The sequence below is a fragment of the Calothrix sp. 336/3 genome, assembly GCF_000734895.2.
Lineage (GTDB): Bacteria > Cyanobacteriota > Cyanobacteriia > Cyanobacteriales > Nostocaceae > 336-3.
On record NZ_CP011382.1, the window covers coordinates 961,501 to 983,312 of the forward strand.

General features: G+C 40.4%; 15 protein-coding genes. 9 read left to right on the forward strand and 6 right to left on the reverse strand.

Features of this window, described 5'->3' with window-relative positions:
* The first annotated feature begins 8 nt into the window (after positions 1-8).
* A complete protein-coding gene (locus tag IJ00_RS03850; RefSeq protein WP_035150255.1) occupies positions 9-1,487 on the forward strand; it encodes an MBOAT family protein in 1,479 nt (492 codons plus the stop codon).
* 88 nt (positions 1,488-1,575) lie between these two features.
* On the opposite strand, the gene IJ00_RS03855 is transcribed toward IJ00_RS03850, so the two are convergent.
* Both IJ00_RS03855 and IJ00_RS03860 read right to left on the reverse strand, forming a co-directional pair.
* Positions 1,576-2,904, reverse strand: a complete 1,329-nt coding sequence (locus IJ00_RS03855; protein ID WP_035150260.1) for a hypothetical protein — start codon at positions 2,902-2,904, stop codon at positions 1,576-1,578.
* A gap of 14 nt (positions 2,905-2,918) precedes the next feature.
* Positions 2,919-4,016 carry a cysteine synthase family protein gene (locus IJ00_RS03860; RefSeq protein WP_035150264.1) on the reverse strand — a complete coding sequence of 366 codons (1,098 nt, stop codon included), beginning with the start codon at positions 4,014-4,016 and terminating at the stop codon, positions 2,919-2,921.
* Positions 4,017-4,753: 737 nt separating this feature from the next.
* Between IJ00_RS03860 and rppA the strand changes: the two genes are divergently transcribed.
* The 5 genes from rppA (at position 4,754) to IJ00_RS03885 (ending at position 13,057) form a co-directional block, all read left to right on the forward strand.
* Positions 4,754-5,458: a two-component system response regulator RppA gene (rppA, locus tag IJ00_RS03865; RefSeq protein WP_035150267.1), complete on the forward strand. Its 705-nt coding sequence runs from the start codon at positions 4,754-4,756 to the stop codon at positions 5,456-5,458.
* Complete coding sequence (rppB, locus tag IJ00_RS03870) at positions 5,445-6,788, forward strand: two-component system sensor histidine kinase RppB (protein WP_035150269.1); 1,344 nt, start codon at positions 5,445-5,447, stop codon at positions 6,786-6,788. Before rppA ends, rppB begins: the two co-directional genes overlap by 14 nt.
* A gap of 224 nt (positions 6,789-7,012) precedes the next feature.
* The gene (pflB, locus tag IJ00_RS03875; protein ID WP_035150270.1) at positions 7,013-9,241 is read left to right on the forward strand and encodes a formate C-acetyltransferase; all 2,229 of its coding nucleotides are present in this window, start codon (positions 7,013-7,015) and stop codon (positions 9,239-9,241) included.
* Positions 9,242-9,468: 227 nt separating this feature from the next.
* Complete coding sequence (locus tag IJ00_RS03880; protein WP_035150272.1) at positions 9,469-12,657, forward strand: response regulator; 3,189 nt, start codon at positions 9,469-9,471, stop codon at positions 12,655-12,657.
* A 22-nt stretch (positions 12,658-12,679) separates the two neighbouring features.
* Positions 12,680-13,057, forward strand: coding sequence for a response regulator (locus IJ00_RS03885; protein ID WP_035150279.1), 378 nt, complete (start codon positions 12,680-12,682; stop codon positions 13,055-13,057).
* A gap of 109 nt (positions 13,058-13,166) precedes the next feature.
* On the opposite strand, the gene IJ00_RS03890 is transcribed toward IJ00_RS03885, so the two are convergent.
* The 3 genes from IJ00_RS03890 to IJ00_RS28730 form a co-directional block, all read right to left on the reverse strand.
* Positions 13,167-13,793: a CBS domain-containing protein gene (locus IJ00_RS03890; RefSeq protein WP_035150281.1), complete on the reverse strand. Its 627-nt coding sequence runs from the start codon at positions 13,791-13,793 to the stop codon at positions 13,167-13,169.
* A gap of 157 nt (positions 13,794-13,950) precedes the next feature.
* Positions 13,951-14,094 (reverse strand): hypothetical protein, encoded by a 144-nt coding sequence (locus IJ00_RS28725; protein WP_168163414.1) that lies wholly within the window; start codon positions 14,092-14,094, stop codon positions 13,951-13,953.
* A 14-nt stretch (positions 14,095-14,108) separates the two neighbouring features.
* A complete protein-coding gene (locus tag IJ00_RS28730) occupies positions 14,109-14,258 on the reverse strand; it encodes a hypothetical protein (protein ID WP_168163415.1) in 150 nt (49 codons plus the stop codon).
* A gap of 364 nt (positions 14,259-14,622) precedes the next feature.
* Here IJ00_RS28730 and IJ00_RS03895 point away from each other — a divergent pair, with 364 nt between their 5' ends.
* The 3 genes from IJ00_RS03895 to IJ00_RS29540 are packed head-to-tail and all read left to right on the forward strand — an operon-like array spanning position 14,623 to position 18,942.
* Positions 14,623-16,179, forward strand: a complete 1,557-nt coding sequence (locus tag IJ00_RS03895; RefSeq protein ID WP_035150286.1) for an ABC transporter substrate-binding protein — start codon at positions 14,623-14,625, stop codon at positions 16,177-16,179.
* Positions 16,180-16,197: 18 nt separating this feature from the next.
* Positions 16,198-18,492, forward strand: a complete 2,295-nt coding sequence (locus IJ00_RS03900; RefSeq protein WP_035150289.1) for an ATP-binding protein — start codon at positions 16,198-16,200, stop codon at positions 18,490-18,492.
* A gap of 48 nt (positions 18,493-18,540) precedes the next feature.
* Positions 18,541-18,942 (forward strand): response regulator, encoded by a 402-nt coding sequence (locus tag IJ00_RS29540; RefSeq protein ID WP_256388864.1) that lies wholly within the window; start codon positions 18,541-18,543, stop codon positions 18,940-18,942.
* On the opposite strand, the gene IJ00_RS03905 is transcribed toward IJ00_RS29540, so the two are convergent.
* Positions 18,893-21,664 (reverse strand): bifunctional acetate--CoA ligase family protein/GNAT family N-acetyltransferase, encoded by a 2,772-nt coding sequence (locus tag IJ00_RS03905; protein WP_035150292.1) that lies wholly within the window; start codon positions 21,662-21,664, stop codon positions 18,893-18,895. The two genes, IJ00_RS29540 and IJ00_RS03905, sit on opposite strands and share 50 nt — an antisense overlap.
* Positions 21,665-21,812 lie beyond the last annotated feature (148 nt).

The window sequence follows — 21,812 nt, forward strand, 5'->3', positions numbered from 1 at the left end:
CCTCAAACATGAATTTAATTTCTATCCTTTACGGATTATTTCTCTTAAGTACAGCAGTCATCTACTGGTCAATCAAACAACAATACCTACGTCTGGGCATTTTATTAATAGCTAGTTTAGCTTTCTATACATCCCTACAAACTATTTATTTACCACTCCTACTTGCTCTCACCTTCATAAATTTTCGCCTGGGAATTGCCCTCGGACAAAATACTCCTAACTCTCAAGATTGGCACATATCCAATGAAGAATGGCAATTTGCCCATGCTGACTGGAATCGTAAGCGCTTATTGGGATTATGGCTGGGGATAATTTTAAATGTTGGCTTATTATTAGGTTTTAAATATATTGGTGGTATCCTCCATTTCTTCGACCCGCAAAATACACAAAATTTCAAAATTATCTCACCCCTCGGAATTTCCTTCTTTACCTTTGAATGTATCGCCTATTTAATTGATGTTTACCGAGGCGCGCCAGCAACTACTAAATTCTTCCAATTTGCTGCCTATAAATTCTTCTTTCCTAAATTAATTTCTGGTCCTATTACCCGGTACCATAATTTTGCAACTCAGTTACAAAATCTGCGTTTACCTACCGTTGATACTGTCGCCGAATCAATGTGGTTAATTGCTAGAGGAGCTATCAAAAAAGCAGTATTCGCAGACCATTTGGGGATATTTGTTGATTTATGTTTTAGTAATTTGCAACGGGCAGGAAGTGGCGATTTGTGGTTAGCAACTTTTGCCTATGGCTTGCAATTGTACCTGGATTTTAGTGGTTATGTAGATATTGCCAGGGGTAGCGCTTTACTGTTTGGTTTGACATTACCAGAAAACTTTGATGCTCCCTATTTCAGTACCAGTATTGCTGACTTTTGGCGACGTTGGCACATGACTTTAGGTGATTGGTTACGCAACTATCTGTATTTTCCCCTAGGTGGTTCCCGTCGCGGCTTGGATCGTACCTGCTTGAATTTGCTCATCGTTATGTTTGTCGCTGGCATTTGGCACGGTTCCCTCTGGGGTTTTGTGGTTTGGGGAGTAATTCATGGTTGGGCATTAGTTATACATCGTCTTACCTATGTAATGGCAGAAAACTCTGAACCCGTAGAACGTTTTTGGCAAAATCCCCTAGGTATCGTCATTGCTTGGTTACTCACCCAGATAACTGTCTTTACTTCCTGGATTTGGTTCCGTCTACCGAAACTCGAAGATTCTGTCTATGTTGTGCAAAATCTGTGGGGCAAAGTCTCGGATGCACAATTCATAGACAAAGTTTATACCGAGACATTAAATATTACCCCAGTTCAACTGACTGGATTGTTATCACTGCTGTTTTTGCTCATGTTTATCAGCAGTATCTGCAAACGTCAGCTAAAACTACAATTCAATTGGCCCTTGAAGCTAGTATTTGTTCCTCTCGGATTGTATTGTGTTTGGGTACTTGCCCCTGAAGGTAGTTTGCCTTACATCTACTTTGATTTTTAGGGCAATTTTCCTGATTTATGTTTCATGTCAGGAGTTTTGATGGCGATTGACTTACCTAGCAATCATCAACTAGCCATAATTGTTCTGATTATTTCCTTTGAAGTGCGAAAAAAAGCACGATTATTTCACTAATTACACCCGCAAGCATTCCATAGGCTGCTGAAGTAGCTCCGCTATGTTTGGTAAAAATTAAACTTCCACATACTACTAAAGTAAAGGTAGCAGCAACTACTGTTGCCAAGTTGATGAACCAGTTTTTACCCCTGTGAATTAGTAACCCTTGAAACGTATTTTGCAGAGCTAAGAGCAGGGGAAAACATGAGAGTATTTGTATAACTGGACGAGATGCTTCTACAAGAGAGGGATTATTCCCCAAAAACTGACGCAGTAAAAATAATCCGTTATCTGTAAATCCAAGAAAAAACGGTATGAAAGTAAAACTTAGCCCGACAATCATGACAAAAGCAACCAGTGTGCGCCTAGAAGTTTCTTCATAAGCAGAAATGATCACTTGTTGAATCATCCGTGTACCGTTAGCAACTGAAAGAACTAGCCCCCACGCCGCAGGCCACACTGCGAGGGCAAGACTACCATCAAATGAGCGAGCAATCAAACTCAAAAGTATGGCTCTTGCACCCCAAACCAAAAGCATTGTTGAGGCTAAAGGAAAGTAATAAAAGGTGACTCCACCCAAGGTTTGAGGCAGTTTCTTAGTCTCAGAATATCCTTGTTGGTTAAGAATAGAAATAGCACCAAGACGCATACAAAACCATGTCACCAATACTGCCTCAATGAGTACGGCTCCCATCATGGTGATACCTGCCAATAATGCGCCATCGAACTGTAAAATTACTCCCACTGCCAGCGACACAATTACCCAAGTCAATCGCGCTATACTTGCCCAACCTACAGCGATGCTCTTTTGAGCGCGAATTAGCAACCCTTGAAAGAATCGCCGCCAAGCAATTACAAAAGGCCACAGAAACATCAATAAAAAAGCAGTTCTTCCTCTGGCAGCAATTGATGAGCTAACGCCGAATACATCAAGCAATAGCCAGTTATACAAGGGTTCCCAGGTGAGTAATAGAAAGATACCACTGAGAGATAATCCCACAATCATCGTAAACTGCCAAAGTGCGCGTCGAGATTTGGTTTGACCTCCCAGTGCAGTTGAGGCATGAAGAATCATGATGATCGGGCTTTCCAGAAATACCGCAACTCCTTTGACTACACCGACTCCAGCTAATGTCTCTTGTGGGTAGGCTAGGCGACTGAGTGCAGATGTCTGAAGTGGATCGCCAAGAGTCATAGCCACATCAGATAGAGAAAGTGGAATAAACTGGGTGAGTAATGCTAACAGCGATCGCCCTGAAGTTATTTGATTACTTTCTTGTTTGGGCTGGGGTGAGGTGTTCATGATATTTGTCAGCACTACTGAAAATAAATGGGAGTTAGTGAAGCGATCGCATCATCAAGGTGTGAGTCTTGTTTAAGGATAAATCCATGACGCTCAAGCCAATCGGCATCATATATTGTTTCTAAATATCTATCACCTCGGTCGGGATTAATCATCAAAATCCGCGCTCCTGCACCTAGTTCACGCGCTAAATGTAAACCACCAGCAACAATTGCGCCTGTTGATGCACCTAAAAGTAACCCTTCACGACGTGCAAGGGCGTGACACACTGAGTAAGCTAAGTCTTCTGGTACTACATAAGCGCGATCGAGCAGGGAAAGATCTAGATTTGGTGGAAAGAAAGATAACCCAATACCCGTCATCTTGTAAGGTTTTGCTGGCGTTCCCATAATCACTGAACCCACCACATCAACGCCAACAATTCGTGTTTTGGGGAATCGCGGTTTCAGATAACGAGCTATTCCCATTATTTGTCCAGCAGTACTAACACCCACCACGACAGCATCAAGATTGTCAGCAAAATAGGCTTCAATCTCACGGGCAGTATAGTAGGAATGAGCCTCCGTATTCAAAGGATTAAGGTGCTGACATGGATACCAAGCATTGGGAATAGTTGCAGCCAGTTCACGCGCTCGTTTCATTCTAGCCTTTTGCATTGAGCCTGATTCATCTGCCTCATCAAGTGGTACATCTACAAGTTCTGCACCATAAGCTTTCAGCATTCTTCTAAAGGGTGGTGCAGTTTTGGCATCAACGACAATCATCACTCGATATCCTCGAACTGCTCCCACCATCGCCAGCCCTACGCCAAAATTCCCTGAGCTGGACTCAATAATCGTACCACCAGGTACAAGCAGCCCTTCTTCCTCCGCACGTGTCACGAGGTAGACTGCATTTTTTTCTTTAATTGAACCCCCAGGATTACAACTTTCCAATTTCAATAAGCATTCTGCGATCGCACAGACAGGAGAAATATTTCTGAGCCTGACAATCGGAACATTCCCCAAAGCCTGGGTAACATCAGTAGCCGTAGTATTTTTCCATTTACGATCATGATTCCACTGAGAGTTGACAATGCTTTCAACGGATGAAGATTTTGCCAGATAATTCATATGAAGTAACCAAAAATTCAAAAATTACTACAAATTCTCATAGCTACATGAACTTACTTATTTGGATTGATTTTATGGAAACATTTTTACTAAGTAGAACGGCTTAAATAATTCACGCTATGTCATTGCGAATGAAACGAAGTGGAATGTTCGCGTAGCGTGCCGTAGGCTCTAGCAATCGCAACAGTTTTGACGATTTTACAATCTGTTACATAGTTAGGTTTATTCTCACCGACTTACTTAGATTGCTTTCTGGAAAATAAACAGATTAACAACTATTACTCGTATAGTTAGTGACCTCTTGAATCTGTTTTAATTTACTAAAAAATAGATAATGATGAAGTTTGAATTGGGAACTAAGACAGTGTTTAAGTTACGTCCATAAAAATATTGACACCCATCACTAACTCTGCATATTTTCATATTGAAGGATAAAGATGAAATTAAGATGAAATTTCTGATTGAATATTTAATTTTTCCCAAAACAGTAGCGATAATTTATCTGTGGCAATTAATTAACTTGAGCCAAATGCCAAGCAGTAACAAAAAATAGCTAATGAAGATGTATAGATAAGAAGATACTCACCTACTATCGGTTTTTGTATAGCCTAATCCTAATTTTTAAAAATTTCATCCTAATTTCATACATTTCTGCAACCCTATTAATAGAGTTAGCCCTATGGCGAACTATGCTAAAATCGGAAATTTACTAATAAATTTTAAATATCGACTTTGATATGAGGGTTCTACTAGTCGAAGATGAGTCAGATTTGGGGGCAGCTATTAAGCGTACTTTAAATCAACAAAAGTACCTAGTTGACTGGGTTATGGATGGTAATGAAGCATGGGCTTACTTAGAAAATAGTTCGGCGCAATATACAGTAGGGATTCTTGATTGGATGCTTCCAGGAATTAGTGGTTTAGAATTGTGTAAAAGACTGCGTTATAAAGGTAATCCTCTTCCTATCCTGATGTTAACTGCAAAAGATAGGATGGAAGATAAAGTTGCCGGACTAGATGCAGGTGCCGATGACTATTTAGTAAAACCCTTCGGCATGGTGGAACTTCTAGCACGATTGCGGGCTTTGCAGCGTCGTTCCCCCCATTTTCAACCCCAACAATTAACTGTTGGTAACTTGACTCTAGATTATGGCAACAGTACAGTTGTTAGACAAAATACAATAGGTGAACAGCAAAGTATTCCATTAACTAATAAAGAATTCCAACTATTGGAATATTTCATGAACCATCCTCACCAGATTGTTACGACTGAGCAAATTCGTAATCAAATTTGGGAAGTTAATGCAGAATCTAGTAGTAATGTAGTGGCAGCGCAAATACGTTTGTTACGTCGTAAACTCATAAGTAACGACTGTCCTAACCCAATTGAAACCTTACACGGTATGGGGTATCGTCTTAATTTCTCAGATGAATCAAAATAAACTGTTTCGGCTTACCCGCGTTCGTTTAGCTCTGTATTATGCTATTGTTATGGGTTTGATTTTAAGCCTATGTGCTTTTAGCTTTTACAGATCTGTATTTCATGCTCATGTGGTAGCTTTAGACAGTGAAATTGAGACTGTAGGGGGAACACTGCACGACAGTATTGAACTAAAACTACAGTCACCTGGACGTTTGGAACCATTCGTAAACCAGTTATTTCCAAATACAGGTAACTGTAGCATTGGGGCTAGTAATTGTATTCAAGAACAGCCGCATTCTAAACGTCATCTTCTGGGTATTGTGACAAAAACTAGCTACTATATACGTTTTTTTGATACTTCAGGAAAATTAATTGCTAATGCTGGTTATTATCCAGAGGGATTACCTAATATTTTTACTCCAAAAACTTGGCAATTTCTCAAAGATAGTCAAGGCAAAGAATACCATCAAATTACTCTATCTCTGCATACCCGAAATTATCAGGATTGGGGATATATGCAGGTAGGGCGAAGTCTAGAAGAGTTTAATCATTATTTGGATAGTGTCAAGCTAATTTTGATATTAGGGCTGCCGATGGCTATGGTTATGATTGCTGGTGCCAGTTGGTGGTTGTCAGGATTAGCGATGCAGCCAATTTATCAGTCATATCGACAAATTCAACAGTTTACAGCCGATGCTGCACATGAATTACGAACGCCTTTAGCTGCGACAAGTGCAACTGTAGAATCAGCACTTTTAATGTCAGAAATAGATGTACAAGAAACACGGGATATATTGCAAACTATACAGCGTCAAAATCAGAGATTAACAACTTTAGTCATTGACTTATTGATGTTAGCGCGTTTAGATAGACAAGCTCAAAAGTTACAGCACGAAGTTTGTTGTTTAAATGATATTGTTAGCGATTTAATTGAAGAATTTGCAGCGATGGCAACTACCGCAGGAGTCAAGCTGACATCATCAATCCGAGTTAAGCAAAATATGAATGTTATGGGGAATTGCGATCAGCTTTATCGACTGGTTTCTAACTTAATTGTCAATGCAATTCAATATACACTCAAAGGAGGGGAAGTCACAGTTATCTTAGAAAGCAATGATAATTATGCTGTAATTAAAGTTCAAGATACAGGTATTGGTATCCCACAACATGAACTGAAGCGAGTTTTTGATCGTTTTTATCGGGTAAGTAGCGATCGCTCTCGTAACACTGGTGGTTCTGGATTAGGATTAGCCATTGCTCAAGCCATTGTTCAGGCACATCAAGGCAAATTAAATGTACAAAGTGAATTCGGTAAAGGTAGCACTTTTACAGTTCAATTACCTAGGTAACATGAGCTATCATCATTTTATGAGATGGCGATCGCCTAAATACCGATACAATCTGACATCTTCACAACTTCCTCAAGTTTTTTAACTAGGCTAACAGTATAGTCCCATTGAAGAATAAGACTTGATTGATAGTAGAACACCAAAATTACTTTTGACAGGCAGTTCCTAACAACGCATTGGCTAGTAGGAATCGAGAACTTAATCATATAGGGAGTATAAATAATATGCTCACGCAATGGCATGGTTTTAATTCGGGTAAATGGGTGAAGGAAATCAATGTGCGTGACTTTATCCAAAAGAATTACACTCCTTACATAGGGGATGAGTCATTTTTAATGGGTGCGACGGAACAAACCCAAGCGCTCTGGAAGCAAGTTCAAAATTTGATGCAATTAGAACGGGAAAAAGGAATTTTAGATGCGGATACTGAAGTTGTTTCCACTATTACCTCCCACCATCCCGGTTATATTGATCGCGATTTGGAAAAAATAGTCGGTTTGCAAACTGAAAAACCCCTGAAACGGGCAATCATGCCATTTGGTGGTATTCGTGTTGTCAAAGACTCGCTAGAAGCTTACGGTTATCAACTCCATCCCCAAACCGCAGAAATATTTACCAAGTATCGTAAAACCCATAACGATGGTGTATTTGATGCCTATACTAAGGAAATGCGCTTGGTACGGCACTACGGAATTGTTACCGGGCTTCCCGATGCTTACGGACGCGGAAGAATTATCGGTGATTACCGACGAGTTGCTTTGTATGGGGTAGATTGTCTTGTCGAGGATAAAAAAGCTCAACTCGAATCCTTGGATGGGGATGTGATTGATGAATTCACAATTCGTTTGCGAGAGGAAATTTCCGAGCAGGTAAAAGCTCTATTTGAACTCAAGGAAATGGCTGCTAGCTATGGTTTTGACATTAGTCATCCCGCAGCAAATGCCAAAGAAGCCTTGCAGTGGCTTTATTTAGCATATCTGGCAGCAGTTAAGGAGCAAAACGGAGCAGCAATGTCCATCGGACGTATTTCTACATTCCTGGATATCTACTTTGAACGCGACTTACGACAAGGTAAGATAACTGAATCCGAAATACAAGAACTTATCGACCATTTCGTGATGAAATTGCGGATGGTGCGATTCTTGCGAACACCCGATTACAACCAATTATTTTCTGGTGATCCCACTTGGGTAACTGAGTGTGTGGGGGGAATGGGGGAAGATGGTAGAGCATTGGTAAGCAAAACTAGTTTCCGAATTCTGCACACTTTGTATAACTTGGGAGCAGCACCCGAACCGAATTTAACTGTACTATGGTCGCAACGTTTACCAGAAGCATTCAAGCGCTACTGTACAAAAGTATCCATTGAAACTAGTTCGATTCAGTATGAAAACGACGATATCATGCGATCGCACTGGGGTGATGATTACGCGATCGCCTGTTGTGTATCGGCAATGCGCATTGGTAAGCAAATGCAGTTTTTTGGCGCGAGGGTGAATTTAGCTAAGTGCTTGTTATACGCTATTAATGGCGGTAAGGATGAAAGTTCTGGCGAACAGGTGGGATTGGAGACTGCACCCATTACCTCGGAATATTTAGATTACAACGAAGTTTGGCATAAATTCGAGCGGATGATGGCATGGTTGGCAAAAACCTACATTAATACTCTCAACGTCATCCATTACATGCACGATAAATACTGCTACGAACGTCTGGAAATGGCATTACACGATCGCGATGTCTTCCGAACAATGGCATGTGGAATTGCGGGATTATCGGTGGTTGCAGATGCTCTATCTGCGATTAAATACGCTCGTGTCAAGGTACTGAGAAATGCAGATGGTTTGGCTGTAGATTACCAAATCGAGGGGGATTATCCCAAATACGGCAACAACGACGATCGAGTGGATGAGATTGCAGTGCATTTAGTCACCAGATTTATGGGGGAACTTCGCAAACATAAAACCTATCGTGATGCCGTACCCAGTCAATCGGTATTAACCATCACCTCGAATGTGGTTTATGGCAAGAAAACCGGGAACACACCCGATGGTAGAAAAGCTGGAGAACCCTTTGCTCCAGGAGCAAACCCCATGCATGGACGGGATAGCAAAGGCGCGATCGCATCCCTAGCATCGGTAGCAAAAATACCCTATGAATACGCACAAGATGGTATTTCTAATACTTTCTCCATCGTACCTGCTGCCCTGGGGAAATTGGAGAGCGATCGCGTTCATAATCTAGTAGGGATGCTCGATGGTTATTTCCACGATGGTGGACATCATCTGAATGTTAACGTCATGAACCGAGAAATGTTAATGGATGCAATGGAACATCCAGAGTTGTACCCCCAATTGACAATTAGGGTATCGGGTTATGCGGTGAATTTTATTAAATTAACCCGCGAACAGCAACTTGATGTCATCAAGCGAACTTTCCACGAAGGATTCTAGAATATTACTCAAGTTTAAAATCGGGTTTTCCCTCGAAAGCTCGATTTTTCCATATTTTCAAAATTTAGTTCCCCATATAGAGGTGGTATTCCTTTGTCTGGAATTATCTTGATGATTCTCCAGGGCAACCTATCTTGGAGTTATAATACCAAAGTACTTTCATAAACTTATTTTTGCTTCGAGACTAATTCCTTCGCAATCTTATTTCTACGATCGAGAGAGTCAAGATGAAAATTTTAGTTGTTGAGGATGATATTCAGCTATTAGAAATCCTCAGAACCATACTGTTAGCTAAAAATTATGCGGTGGAAACAGCAACAGATGGAGAAAGTGCCAGGGATTTGATTGCGACTTATGATTACGATTTAATTTTGTTAGATGTGGTAATTCCTAAATTAGATGGGATTCATTTGTGTCAGTTCATTCGCGATCGCGGTTTGGAAGTACCGATTTTATTGTTAACAGGAAAAGATGGCAGTCACGATAAAGCTGTAGGTTTAAATGCGGGAGCAGATGATTATGTTGTCAAACCTTTCGATGAGGAAGAGTTAATTGCTCGGATTCACGCGCTTTTACGAAGAGGAAGAATATCAACTCTACCAATATTAGAAGTCGGAAATTTAAAACTTGACCCCAGTAATTGCGAAGTTAAATATGCGGAAAAAATAGTCCCCCTAACCCCCAAGGAGTACGGATTATTAGAGTTATTCATGCGGAATAAGAAGCAAGTATTTAGCTGTAGCATGATTTTAGAACATTTGTGGTCCTATGATGAAATACCTGGAGAAGAGGCTGTTCGCACCCACATCAAAGGATTACGACACAAATTAAAAGCAGTTGGGGCAGGAAGTGATTTAATTGAGACTGTTTATGGTATCGGTTATCGGTTGAAGAAACTATCACAAGAAGTTGTAAAAAATCATCTTCCAGACAAACCGAAGGATAATTTAGATAGTCAAGCATTTGATAATGATTTGCATGATTTAGATAATACTATTGAACAGAAAAAATACACAGATAACAGTAAAAATTGGGATAAATTTAAAGATAGGGTGGAGACGCAAGTAAATATTGTCATGAAAGCGGCGATAGAGCTACGCTCCGCCAAAGCGGCGATCGCCATCAAAAATAATGGAGAAAATCATCATCTCAACCCAGAAATAATTAATTTTGCCCGTCAAGAAATACAGACATTAGGGAGTTTGTTAGAAACGTTGGGTTTTGCCAAAGCCACAAAAATAGTTCATAAAATTACTACGATTCTCAAAGGCAAATTAAATCAAAAAGATATTGAAAATTTTTATAACTTGATGCAAGCTCTAGCGGTTGAGATTAAACAGCCACCCACTAAAAAATCAGAAGAGTTAAAAATATTATCAATTACCCAATTAGAAGCAGGAATAGAAGAAACAAAATTATTGAACCCCCATACAACGACAGAAGAGAATAGGGAAGTTTCACAACTGTTCTCAAGTAATTTAGAAAACATCATTCCAACAACCAGAGAAGAAATAATATTAGCTGTCGATGATGATCAGAAGATGCTCGAAAGTCTCGAAGTTATACTCTTACCTGGAGGATTCAAAATTCACACCCTCAACAATCCGGAAAATTTTTGGGATACACTGGAAGCGACTAATCCCGATTTGCTAATTTTGGATGTGGAAATATCTGGATTGAGTGGGATTGAATTATGTACAGCGGTGAGAAATCATCCCTATTGGTGCGATTTGCCTATTATATTTCTAACCGTTCATAATGAAACCAATACTATTAACCAAGTTTTCGCTGCGGGAGCCGATGATTTTGTCAATAAACCCATAATCGCTTCCGAATTAATCACCCGCATCAGCAATCGTTTACAACGCAGTAAATTAATACGTCGCGTCTTTCAAAATCAACAGAAAATACAGGAAGAATTACGCAATTCTCAAACTTTATGTGAGGGGATTATTAACATCGCCGATGATGCAATTATTTCCATCGATCGCCACCAAGCAATTACCATATTTAATTCAGGAGCAGAAAAAATATTTGGCTATCAAGCTGGAGAAGTCTTGGGTAAGAAACTAGATATTTTAATTCCAGCACGTTTTCTCAAGAGCCACCAAAACCATGTTCGTGAGTTTGGCAATTCTCCACAACAAGCTAGGAAAATGGCAGAGCGACGCGAAATTTTTGCTATCCATAAAGATGGTAGAGAATTTCCCGCAGAGGCTTCAATTTCTAAATTAAATTTAGGCGGAGAAATCATTTATACAGTTTATCTGCAAGATGTTAGCCACCGTAAGCAAATCGAACAGATGAAAGATGAATTTATATCGGTAGTCAGTCACGAACTTCGCACTCCCTTAACTTCAATTCATGCTTCTTTGGGAATGTTGGCTAGCGGATTAATAGAGCCAGAATCAGAGCGGGGAAAGCGATTATTACAAATTGCCGCTAACAGTACGAAACGCTTAGTCAGGCTAATTAATGACATTCTCGACATTGAACGGATTGAGTCGGGAAAGGTAAGAATGGAAAAGCAAACATGCAAGGTAGAAAATTTAATTACTGAAGCAGTTAATACCATGCAATCCATTGCCAACAAAGCTCAAGTCAATCTTGATGTCACTAATCTATCAATTAATATATGGGCTGATCCCGATAGAATCATTCAAACTATTACAAATTTATTGAGTAATGCAATTAAATTTTCTTCCGCAGGCAGTACAGTTTACCTAGCAGCTATTCAGCAAAAAGATGATGTCCTATTTAGTGTCAAAGATAGTGGACGTGGGATTCCTGAAGATAAAAAAGACACGATTTTCGAGCGATTTCAACAAGTTGATGCATCTGACTCTCGTAAACAGGATGGTACAGGTTTAGGTTTAGCAATTTGCAAGAGTATTGTTCGACAGCACCAGGGGAATATTTGGGTAGAAAGTACCCTCGGAGAAGGTAGCGATTTTTATTTTACCATTCCTATTAGTCAGGCTAAATTATTACCTCCATCCCCCACAGAAACCGGAGAAAATTTATATTCTGCTAAAATTTTGATTTGCGCTGATGATAACTTTGCTCAGATGCTTGGTACCCTACTGGAAAAGTATGGAGTGGAAATATTTATTGCCAAAACTGGTAAGGAGGCAATTCGTAAAAGCCAGGAAATTCACCCCGATTTGATGATTCTCGATTTGATTCTACCCGAATATAGTGCTTTTGAAGTGGTGGAATGGTTGCAGCAACATGAGCGTCTCCATAATATTTCCCTAGTCGTTTACTCATCTCGGTATTTAAACGATACAGAACGTACTAAACTAAAGTTGGGACGTACGGAAATTCTGATTAAAGGACAGACAACCAGTGCTGAATTCGAGCAAAAAGTCATGGAATTAATCAGAGAGATTACTCAAAATCGTGTCAAAGTTTAACTTGTAATTGCTGGGAGAATGGATGACAAAACGGATTTTAATCGTAGATAACGAAGAGTACATCCAAGAAGTTACCAAGATTTGCTTAGAAACCGTTGCCAATTGGGATGTAATTGCAGCAGGTTCGGGAAAGGAAGGTATAAATAAAGCCATAAACGAACAACCCGATGCAATTTTACTCGATGTAATGATGCCTGATATGGATGGCATTGCAACCTTTGAGCGCTTACAGCAGTATCCCGAAACTCAGAATATACCCGTAATTTTACTGACTGCAAAAGTTCAATCGAGTGACAAAAAACGCTATACCGAATTGGGAATCGCAGACGCGATCGCCAAACCTTTTGAACCCACAAAATTAGCCCATCAAATTGCTACAATTTTGGGTTGGCAAATATAAGCTCAAATTGTTGCCCGTATTTCTCACCACACCTCTCAAAGTCTAATCTGATGCAGAATTGGGGACTTGAAACCCATTAATTAACAAAAATAATATTTCTTTGATGTTATCAACCACTACACCATTCATCGAGTTCATGTTTTCTGACGGCTTCGGGAAATTCTTCACAAAACTCTTCAAATGCTGTTTTCTCAATCCGTCTTGCTTCTTGATGGGCGATTTCAGCTTGTAATTCATCAACCATATCCCAAGCAGCAGCACATTCTGCGGATAGGGGAGAAGTACTCGCACAAATTTCGCGGGATTTTTTAATTGCGTCCTTTAGCTCCTGTTCGAGGGCAATTGTTCGGGGTAGTTCTACAAATTTGCTTTTTTCTATAATATCGGTAGCTGAAATAATGCCGATTAATTCACCTTGAATTACGGGTGCTTGTAACAAATGATGATTTGCAAATAAACGGGCAACATATTCTACTCCCAAATCTGGATTTACAACAATACATGGTTTAGTCATAATTTCATAAACACGTATTTTACCAGGGTCTTGTCCATAGGCAATTACCTGACTAACAATATCGGAATCGGTAATAATTCCGTATGCGTCTTGAGGATGGCGACGTTCTACAATTAATGCTCTCCAATTGTGAGCTTGCATTAATTTTACAGCTTCAGCAATAGTTGCGGAACTACGGATTGTGCCAACATCTTTTGTCATGATATCTAGTGCTTTCAACATATAATTTTTCCTGCGGTTTTTATAGTTTTCTCAACAGTATTTATTCCCTTACAACTAAAGTATAGGGGATAAATTTGAGTATTTTGTGAGGATAAAATTTTAACAGTCAAAAGGAATAGCACCAATTAGGATAAAACAGTGAAAAATTAGGGAAAATTTACAAATCAATTTCAGCTTTCATCACGGAAATATCGCTCGTGCGATTAATTCTAAAGCCAAACTTCTGACAAATTCGTTGCATTCCCGTATTTTCTGCCAAAATTTCCGCACTAATTCGAGTTAAATGTTCGCTGCATCCCAATTGCAACAACCGTCCTAAATATACTGGATGGGATAGGGACGAATCACTGGTTTTGGTAATTCCCCATCGGCAATATCTGAGCTATGTAAAACAATCCGATTATCGAGAGCAATTAGGGAATTAACTGAACTTCCCCCCAAGAACAAATAGCTAATTTTTGACATGAGAGGGTTTCAAAGTTTTTTGATTCCCTCAAATTCATGATTCTATAGTGATTTTGAATTCTGATTACTGACCTAACAATTAGCAATTCACAATTGAAAATGCGAATTGTTGATTGCTAATTGATTAATTGCCTTGTGGGTACAAGCCCCCACCATATCGCAGGTTGGTGTCATCGCTCTTTGTGGTGGGTTCAAGCCGCCACTAATTGTCTTAATTGCGAATTGCGTGGCTTGCTTTCCCGGGGGGTACTGTGAATTGCTAATTGGAGATGACTCCTAAATTCTTACTAACATAGAGAGATATTATGCATCAGATGGGAATACTAAAGATGACAATATTGAATATGTGGGTAACTGCTGCAAAATGGGAAAAATCAGCAACCAAAATCATCTTTATCAACGCCAGATTTCGGCTTCTATGGTATTTTGCTTGTTAGTGCTTAATATATTGGGTTGTAGTCAAAATCAGCCAAATTCCGATGCTAGTCAGGTTAAAAATGTTGTAGAGAGCGCAACCAAGCAGCAAAGATTTGATGGAATTACCATCACGGCTGTAACTTTCGATAAACCCATTGGGGTAGGCGTTGAACGTCGGGCGCGGGAGTTTGAAAAACTGACGGGTGCTAAAGTCAACGTGGTAAAGTTGCCAATCAAAGATGTTTTTCCCGCGATGCAACAGGACTTTGAAAACAAAACTAACAAGTATGATGTAGTTGTTTTCTCGCCGCAATGGATGACAGATTTTGCCCAGCCTGGTTATCTGGAAGATTTAACGCAGCGTGTCAAAGCCGATAAGCTGTTGCAGTGGGATGATATTGCACCCTTTTTTCGGGAATTTACGGCAACCTATAACGGGAAAATCTATGCTGTTCCTGTGGATGGAGACTTTCACATGGTCTACTATCGCACAGATTTGTTAGAAAAAGCAGGTCTAGAACCGCCTCGCACTTGGGAAGATTATATTGCGATCGCCAAAAAATTTCACGGACAAGACCTGAATGGTGATGGTAAACCAGACTATGGCAGTTGTATGGCGAAACAACCAAAACACACCAATCATAAGCTGTTTTGGTCGGTAGCCAGTCCGTTTCTCCAAAGTCAGGGAACTCAACAAGGCAGTTATTTTGACCCCGAAACGATGAAACCGTTAGTGAATAACGCCGCCTTTGCGAAAGCTTTGGATATCTACAAAGAAACTAATAAATATTCACCACCAGAAGAAATGACTCTGAATTTATATCAAGCCAGAGATTTATTTTTTGATGGGCGTTGTGCGATGACTCTTGATTGGGGTGATGTGGGTACATTGTTAAGCGATCCCACCCTCTCCCAAATCAGTGACAAAATTGGTGCTTTGATATTACCTGGTAGTAAGGAAGTTCTTGATCGCAAAACTGGTAAATTATTACCCTGTGATAAATTGACTTGTCCCTATGCCATTGATGGAGTGAATCATGCTCCCTACGGTGCGGTAGGTGGCTGGGTGGGAGGAATTAATGCTATAGCCAAACCGGAAGTTAAAGATGCTAGTTATGCGTTGATTTCCTACATTAGCCAACCAGCCCAATCTAATGTTGATGTCACAATTGGGATTACTGGTTTTAATCCTTACCGCATCTCCCAATTTACCAATCGTGAAGCCTGGTTAAAATCAGGGATGAAACAAAAAGCAGTCAGTAAATACTTGGGTGGTATTGCTGTGAGTCTGAAGAATCCTAACATGGTATTAGATTTGCGTGTACCGGAAAATGCCCTTTATGAGCGAGAAATTTTAGATACTGCTTTAGACGATTTCCTATTGGGTAAGAAAACTCGCCAAGAAACTATGGAGCATTTAGAACGGGAATGGGAAAAAGTCACCAACAAAAAAGGTCGAGATTCCCAAATAGAGGCTTATCGGGGCAGTTTAGGGATTCAATAATGATTGGGGGAAATATAAATGGTGCGTTGGAATCTAAGCACTAAAGTTGTAGTAGCTTATTCAGGCTTAATTGCACTCATGGCTGGGGTATTGACTACAACTCTTTACTGGCAATTTCGTACAGCCCATCAGCAAGCAATGCGCGATCGCCTTTTGGATTTGTTGAGTTTAACAGCACCACAGCTTGACAGCGACTACCACTCTTTGACCTTGACTACTAAGGATATAGATCGACCCTACTACAAAATCAACCTGCAAAAACTCCAAACAGTAAAAGAGAGTAGTAACGGAGTTAAACGTATTTATACACTACGTCCCCAAAACAACGGACAATTTAAAATTGTCTTAAATTCTGCTCCTAAATCAACCCCCTTAATAGGTCAATCTTTGGCAAATCTCACCCCCATTCTCTCCACAGAAGGTTTTACCCTCTCCCAAGCAAAAGTTGAGAATAGTTTGTTGAAAAATGCAGATAACCAACCAGTTTTATATGGTTATGCCCCGATTAAAGACCAATTTGGACGGTTAGAAGGAATTTTGGCGATTGAATTGGATGCTAGTTCTCTTGCGCGAACAAAAACAATCGGCAGTGCGATCGCTTTCGGAATTTTCTTGATAATTTTAACCTTTACAGTCTTTATTGTGCGTTGGTTGGCACGCTCTCTGATTGTTAATCGCACTCTCCGCTTAAATGATGCAGCTAAAAAACTTGCGGCTGGAGAATGGCATCAATCTTTATCAGTTGAGAGTGAGGATGAATTGGGTGAATTAGCCAAGTCTTTTAATTATATGGCTCAACAACTGCAAAATTCATTCCAAAAACTGGAAGAATACTCCCAAACTCTCGAACAAAAAGTTAAGGAACGTACCGCAGAATTAGAGCAAGCAAAATTAATCGCAGATGCTGCAAACCAAGCTAAAAGTACTTTCATTGCTAACATGAGCCATGAATTACGCTCTCCTCTCAATGCTATTCTCGGTTTCGCTCAAATTATGACTCGCTCTCAAACCCTGGGGAGGGAACATCAAGAAAATGTCGGTATTATTTATCGTAGTGGTGAACATCTTTTAACCTTAATTAATAATGTTCTCGACCTGTCAAAAATTGAAGCAGGTAAAACTACCCTGAACCCTAAAAACTTTGACATCCACCGGTTGCTAGATGATATTCATGATATGTTCCAAATTAAAGCTGAAGAAAAAAATCTCCAGCTAATCATGGAATACGAACCCGATGTACCTCAATATATCAGAACTGATGAAGTCAAATTGCGCCAAGTTTTGATTAATTTAATTAACAATGCGCTGAAATTTACTCAAAGTGGTGGTGTTTCCATTAGAGTCAGTTATCAAAAAAATGCACTTACAAATGAAGATACTGACACTATAAATTTTGAAGTCGAGGATTCAGGAGCGGGGATTGCTCCAGAAGAATTAGGGGAACTTTTTGAAGCTTTTAGCCAAACCACAACTGGAAAACAAGCCCAAGAAGGTACGGGTTTGGGATTACCGATTAGTAAGCAATTTGTTTCTCTGATGGGAGGAGATATTCAAGTTAAAAGCCAAATAGAAAAAGGCACAACTTTTTTCTTTGATATTCAAGTTACGAGAGTTAATGCCAACGAGATTGATACCAGAAAACCTACTCATCGCGTGATTGCTTTAGCTCCAAATCAACCAACCTATCGTCTGCTGATAGTTGATGATAAACCCTTGAATCGTCAATTATTAATTAAGCTGCTTTCTCCTCTAGGATTTCAACTTCAAGAAGCAAATAATGGGCAAGAAGCGATTAATATTTGGGATAGGTGGGAACCGCATTTAATTTGGATGGATATGCGAATGCCTGTCATTGATGGTTACGAAGCTACTCAAAAAATTAAAGGCACCACACAAGGAAAAGCAACTGTAATTATTGCCCTTACAGCTAGCGTATTGGAAGAACAAAAAGCTGTGGTTTTGTCCGCAGGATGCGATGATTTCTTGAGAAAACCTTTCCGCGAGGAAGAAATTTTTCAGGCAATGCATAAACACCTTGGTGTGAATTTTATTTACGAAGACTTGACATTAATTGAAACTACAGAAACCCCAACAAAAGATATTTTAACCGTCGAGGCGATCGCTCAACTGCCACCCCAACTATTAGAGCAACTCCAAGAAGCAATCATTACTTCTAATCTGGATTTAATTGCTCAGGTTATTGAACAAGGTACAATCTACAATGCACCCTTATCTCACGCAATTGAAACTTGTTTACATAACTTTGAATATGAAAAAGTTTTACATCTAATTGCCGAAACAAAAAGAGTATAATTAGATATTATTATTAATAACATTAACAACCTGGCTGAGATTGTTGTCATTGACGATACACCCGCCAACCTACATTTACTAACTAATCTGTTAAAACAAAATGGTTATCTAGTCCGACCATTTCCCAGTGGAAAGTTAGGATTAACAGGAATTGAACACGCTGTCCCTGCGTTAATTTTGCTCGATATTCAAATGACGAATATGAACGGCTATGAAGTTTGCCAACACCTAAAAGCAAATGAAAAAACCTGCGATATTCCAGTTATATTTATCAGTGTAGAACTGCATGGGGGAGAAGTTAGCTTAAACAGCGAGTTGGGGGTAGGTAAGTTGTTTTGCGGTCGCCTTACCCTAGTACGTGAAGGCAGAAGCAATAAAGTATATTTAAAGAAGTGGAAATTTACAAATCAATTTCAGCTTTCATCACGGAAATATCGCTCGTGCGATTAATTCTAAAGCCAAACTTCTGACAAATTCGTTGCATCCCCGTATTTTCTGCCAAAATTTCCGCACTAATTCGAGTTAAATATTCGCTGCGTCCCAATTGCAACAACCGTCCTAATAACTCGCTTCCCAATCCCCGACATTGACAGCGATCGCTAACTATAATTGCAAATTCTGCTTCTTGGGTACCGTGCAATTTACTTAACCTACCAACGGCTAAAATCTCGTGTTTTTGGGTTTGGGGATTGAAATAATCCACTACTAAAGCCATCTCGCGATCGTAATCAATAAAACACAGTCGTGTTAATCGTTCGTGGGCAATACGTTGGCTTAATTTAATCAGGTGAAAATATCGAAAATAAACACTTTCTTCCGATAGGGTTTTATGGAATTGAATCATTAATGGTTCGTCTTCGGGACGAATGGGACGAATAATCACTTCCGTTCCATCGGGCATTTGCCAAGGTGCAATATACTGGATGGGATAGGGACGAATCGCTGGTTTTGGTAATTCCCCATCGGCAATATCTGAGCTATGTAAAACAATCCGAGCATCGAGAGCAATCAGGGAATTACTAGTATCGCTTCCCGGTTTTGCCAGCAATGGATTAATATCTATTTCCTTAATTCTGGGTTGCTCGACTACTAATTGACTAAACCGTACCAAAATCTGCTCTAAACTCTCCAAATCTACAGCTTTTCTTCCCCTTACTCCCCCTAATGCCTTGTAAATCCTGGTTTGCTCCATCATTCGTCGTGCCAGGGTAGTATTCAGGGGAGGTAATCCCAATGCCCGATCCTCGAAAACTTCCACCAATTGTCCCCCAGTACCAAATAATAACACCGGACCAAACTGGGGATCGATACTGCTACCCAATATCAATTCATAACCGTTATTCAAATCTAACATCGGCTGGATAGTCACCCCAGCAAAATGTTGGGCACCAACTTTATTAGTGACGACAGTTTGAATGTGATCGAAGGCTTCTTCGACTGCATCACCACAACATAAATTTAAACATACCCCATCCACATCGGTTTTATGGGTAATAGTTTCGGAAAATAATTTCGCAACGACGGGAAAACCAATTTCTTCAGCAATGAGAACTGCCTCTTCCCGACTTTTTGCGACTCGTGTTTCCACCGTCGGAATTTGATAGGCAGCTAGAACTTGCTTCGATTCCACCTCCGTCAGTAAAGTTCTACCAGCTTGTAATGCTTGCTGAATTATGCCTTCAACAGTGGTGGAATAATTACTATGGGAGTAGCTGATACTCCTATTGCCATCGGCTAAAACCGGGGTTTCGTATAAAGATTGCAAGTTATAACTATAACGCCACATATAGTTAAAAATACGGGCGGCAGTATCGGGGTATGGAAAAGTCGGAATTGCAGCTTGGTTGAGAATTTCTGCCCCTGCTTCGATGTCTGCATCCCCCATCCAACTAGCTAAAACTGGTTTACCAACTTTGCCGTAAGATTTGAGGAAATTTGCGGTTTTCGCGGGGTTTGTCATTGCCTGGGGTGTTAATATTACCAGCATGCCGTCAGTGTTGGGGTCTTGGGCGGCAATTTCCAATGCTCCTGCATACCGCGATGGGTCAGCATCCCCCAAGAGGTCAATCGGGTTGTTATGGTTGCCGGATTCAGGTAATATTTTATCCAAAGCATCGCGGGTTTGGGGCGATAATTCCGCCAACTCCCCTCCACCATCGATTAGTGCGTCCGTTGCCAGGACTCCTGGACCTCCAGCATTGGTGACTATCGTTAATTTTTTACCCTTGGGACGGGGTTGTTTTGCCAGCACCTCTGCCATATCGAATAATTCCGAAATCCGGTTCACCCGCAATACCCCACAGCGACGTAATGCCGCATCAAACACAGCATCGCTACCAGCCAAAGCTCCCGTGTGGGATGCTGCTGCTTGGGCTGCCGCTTCCGTGCGTCCTGCTTTAATAATAATTATGGGTTTAGTTAGGGCAACTTCCCGTGCTGCCGATAGGAACGATCGCGCATCTCCAATCGATTCCATGTAAATTACAATACTTTCAGTATGGGGATTATCACCCAAATAATAAATTAAATCTCCCCAACCGACATCGAGCATTGAGCCAATGGAAATAAAGGAGCTAAACCCGACATTTTCGCGGAAACTCCAATCTAAAATTGCCGTACATAATGCCCCGCTTTGACTAATAAATCCCACATTGCCGGGAAGTGCCATACTGCTGGCAAAGGTAGCATTCAAACCCGTATGGGGATTCATCACACCCAAGCAATTCGGACCAATTAACCGCATTTGACTGCGACGGATTTGCTGTAAAATCTCTTGCTCTAAGGCGATTCCCTCCACTCCAGTTTCCTTAAATCCCGCCGAAAGCACGATCGCCCCTTTTACCCCTGCTGCAATACATTCACCAATTATCCCATTGACGCTGGCTGCGGGGGTGGCAATGACGGCTAAATCCACGGGTTCGGGAACGCTAGAGATATTAGGGTAAGCTTTGATGCCCAGTATACTGCTACGTTTAGGATTGACAGGAAATACGGTTCCCCCAAAGGGATTTGTCACCAAATTCCATAAAAGCGTACGTCCGACACTGTTTTCCTTCTCGCTAGCACCAATGACGGCAACGGTTTTAGGAGCAAATATGGAATTTAGGGGTTGATATTCGGAACGGAGGATATCGTAGGTTCTGTCTGAAGTGATGGGAATACAAGTCTGCATAGGTTATTAATTTTTACGAGGGGTTTTGTGAAGTAAGGAGTAAGGAGTAAGGAGTAAGGAGCTTGGAGTAAGGAGCTTGGAGTAAGGAGTAAGGAGTAAGAAGTAAGGAGTAAGAAGTAAGAAGTAAGGAGTAAGGAGTAAGAAGTAA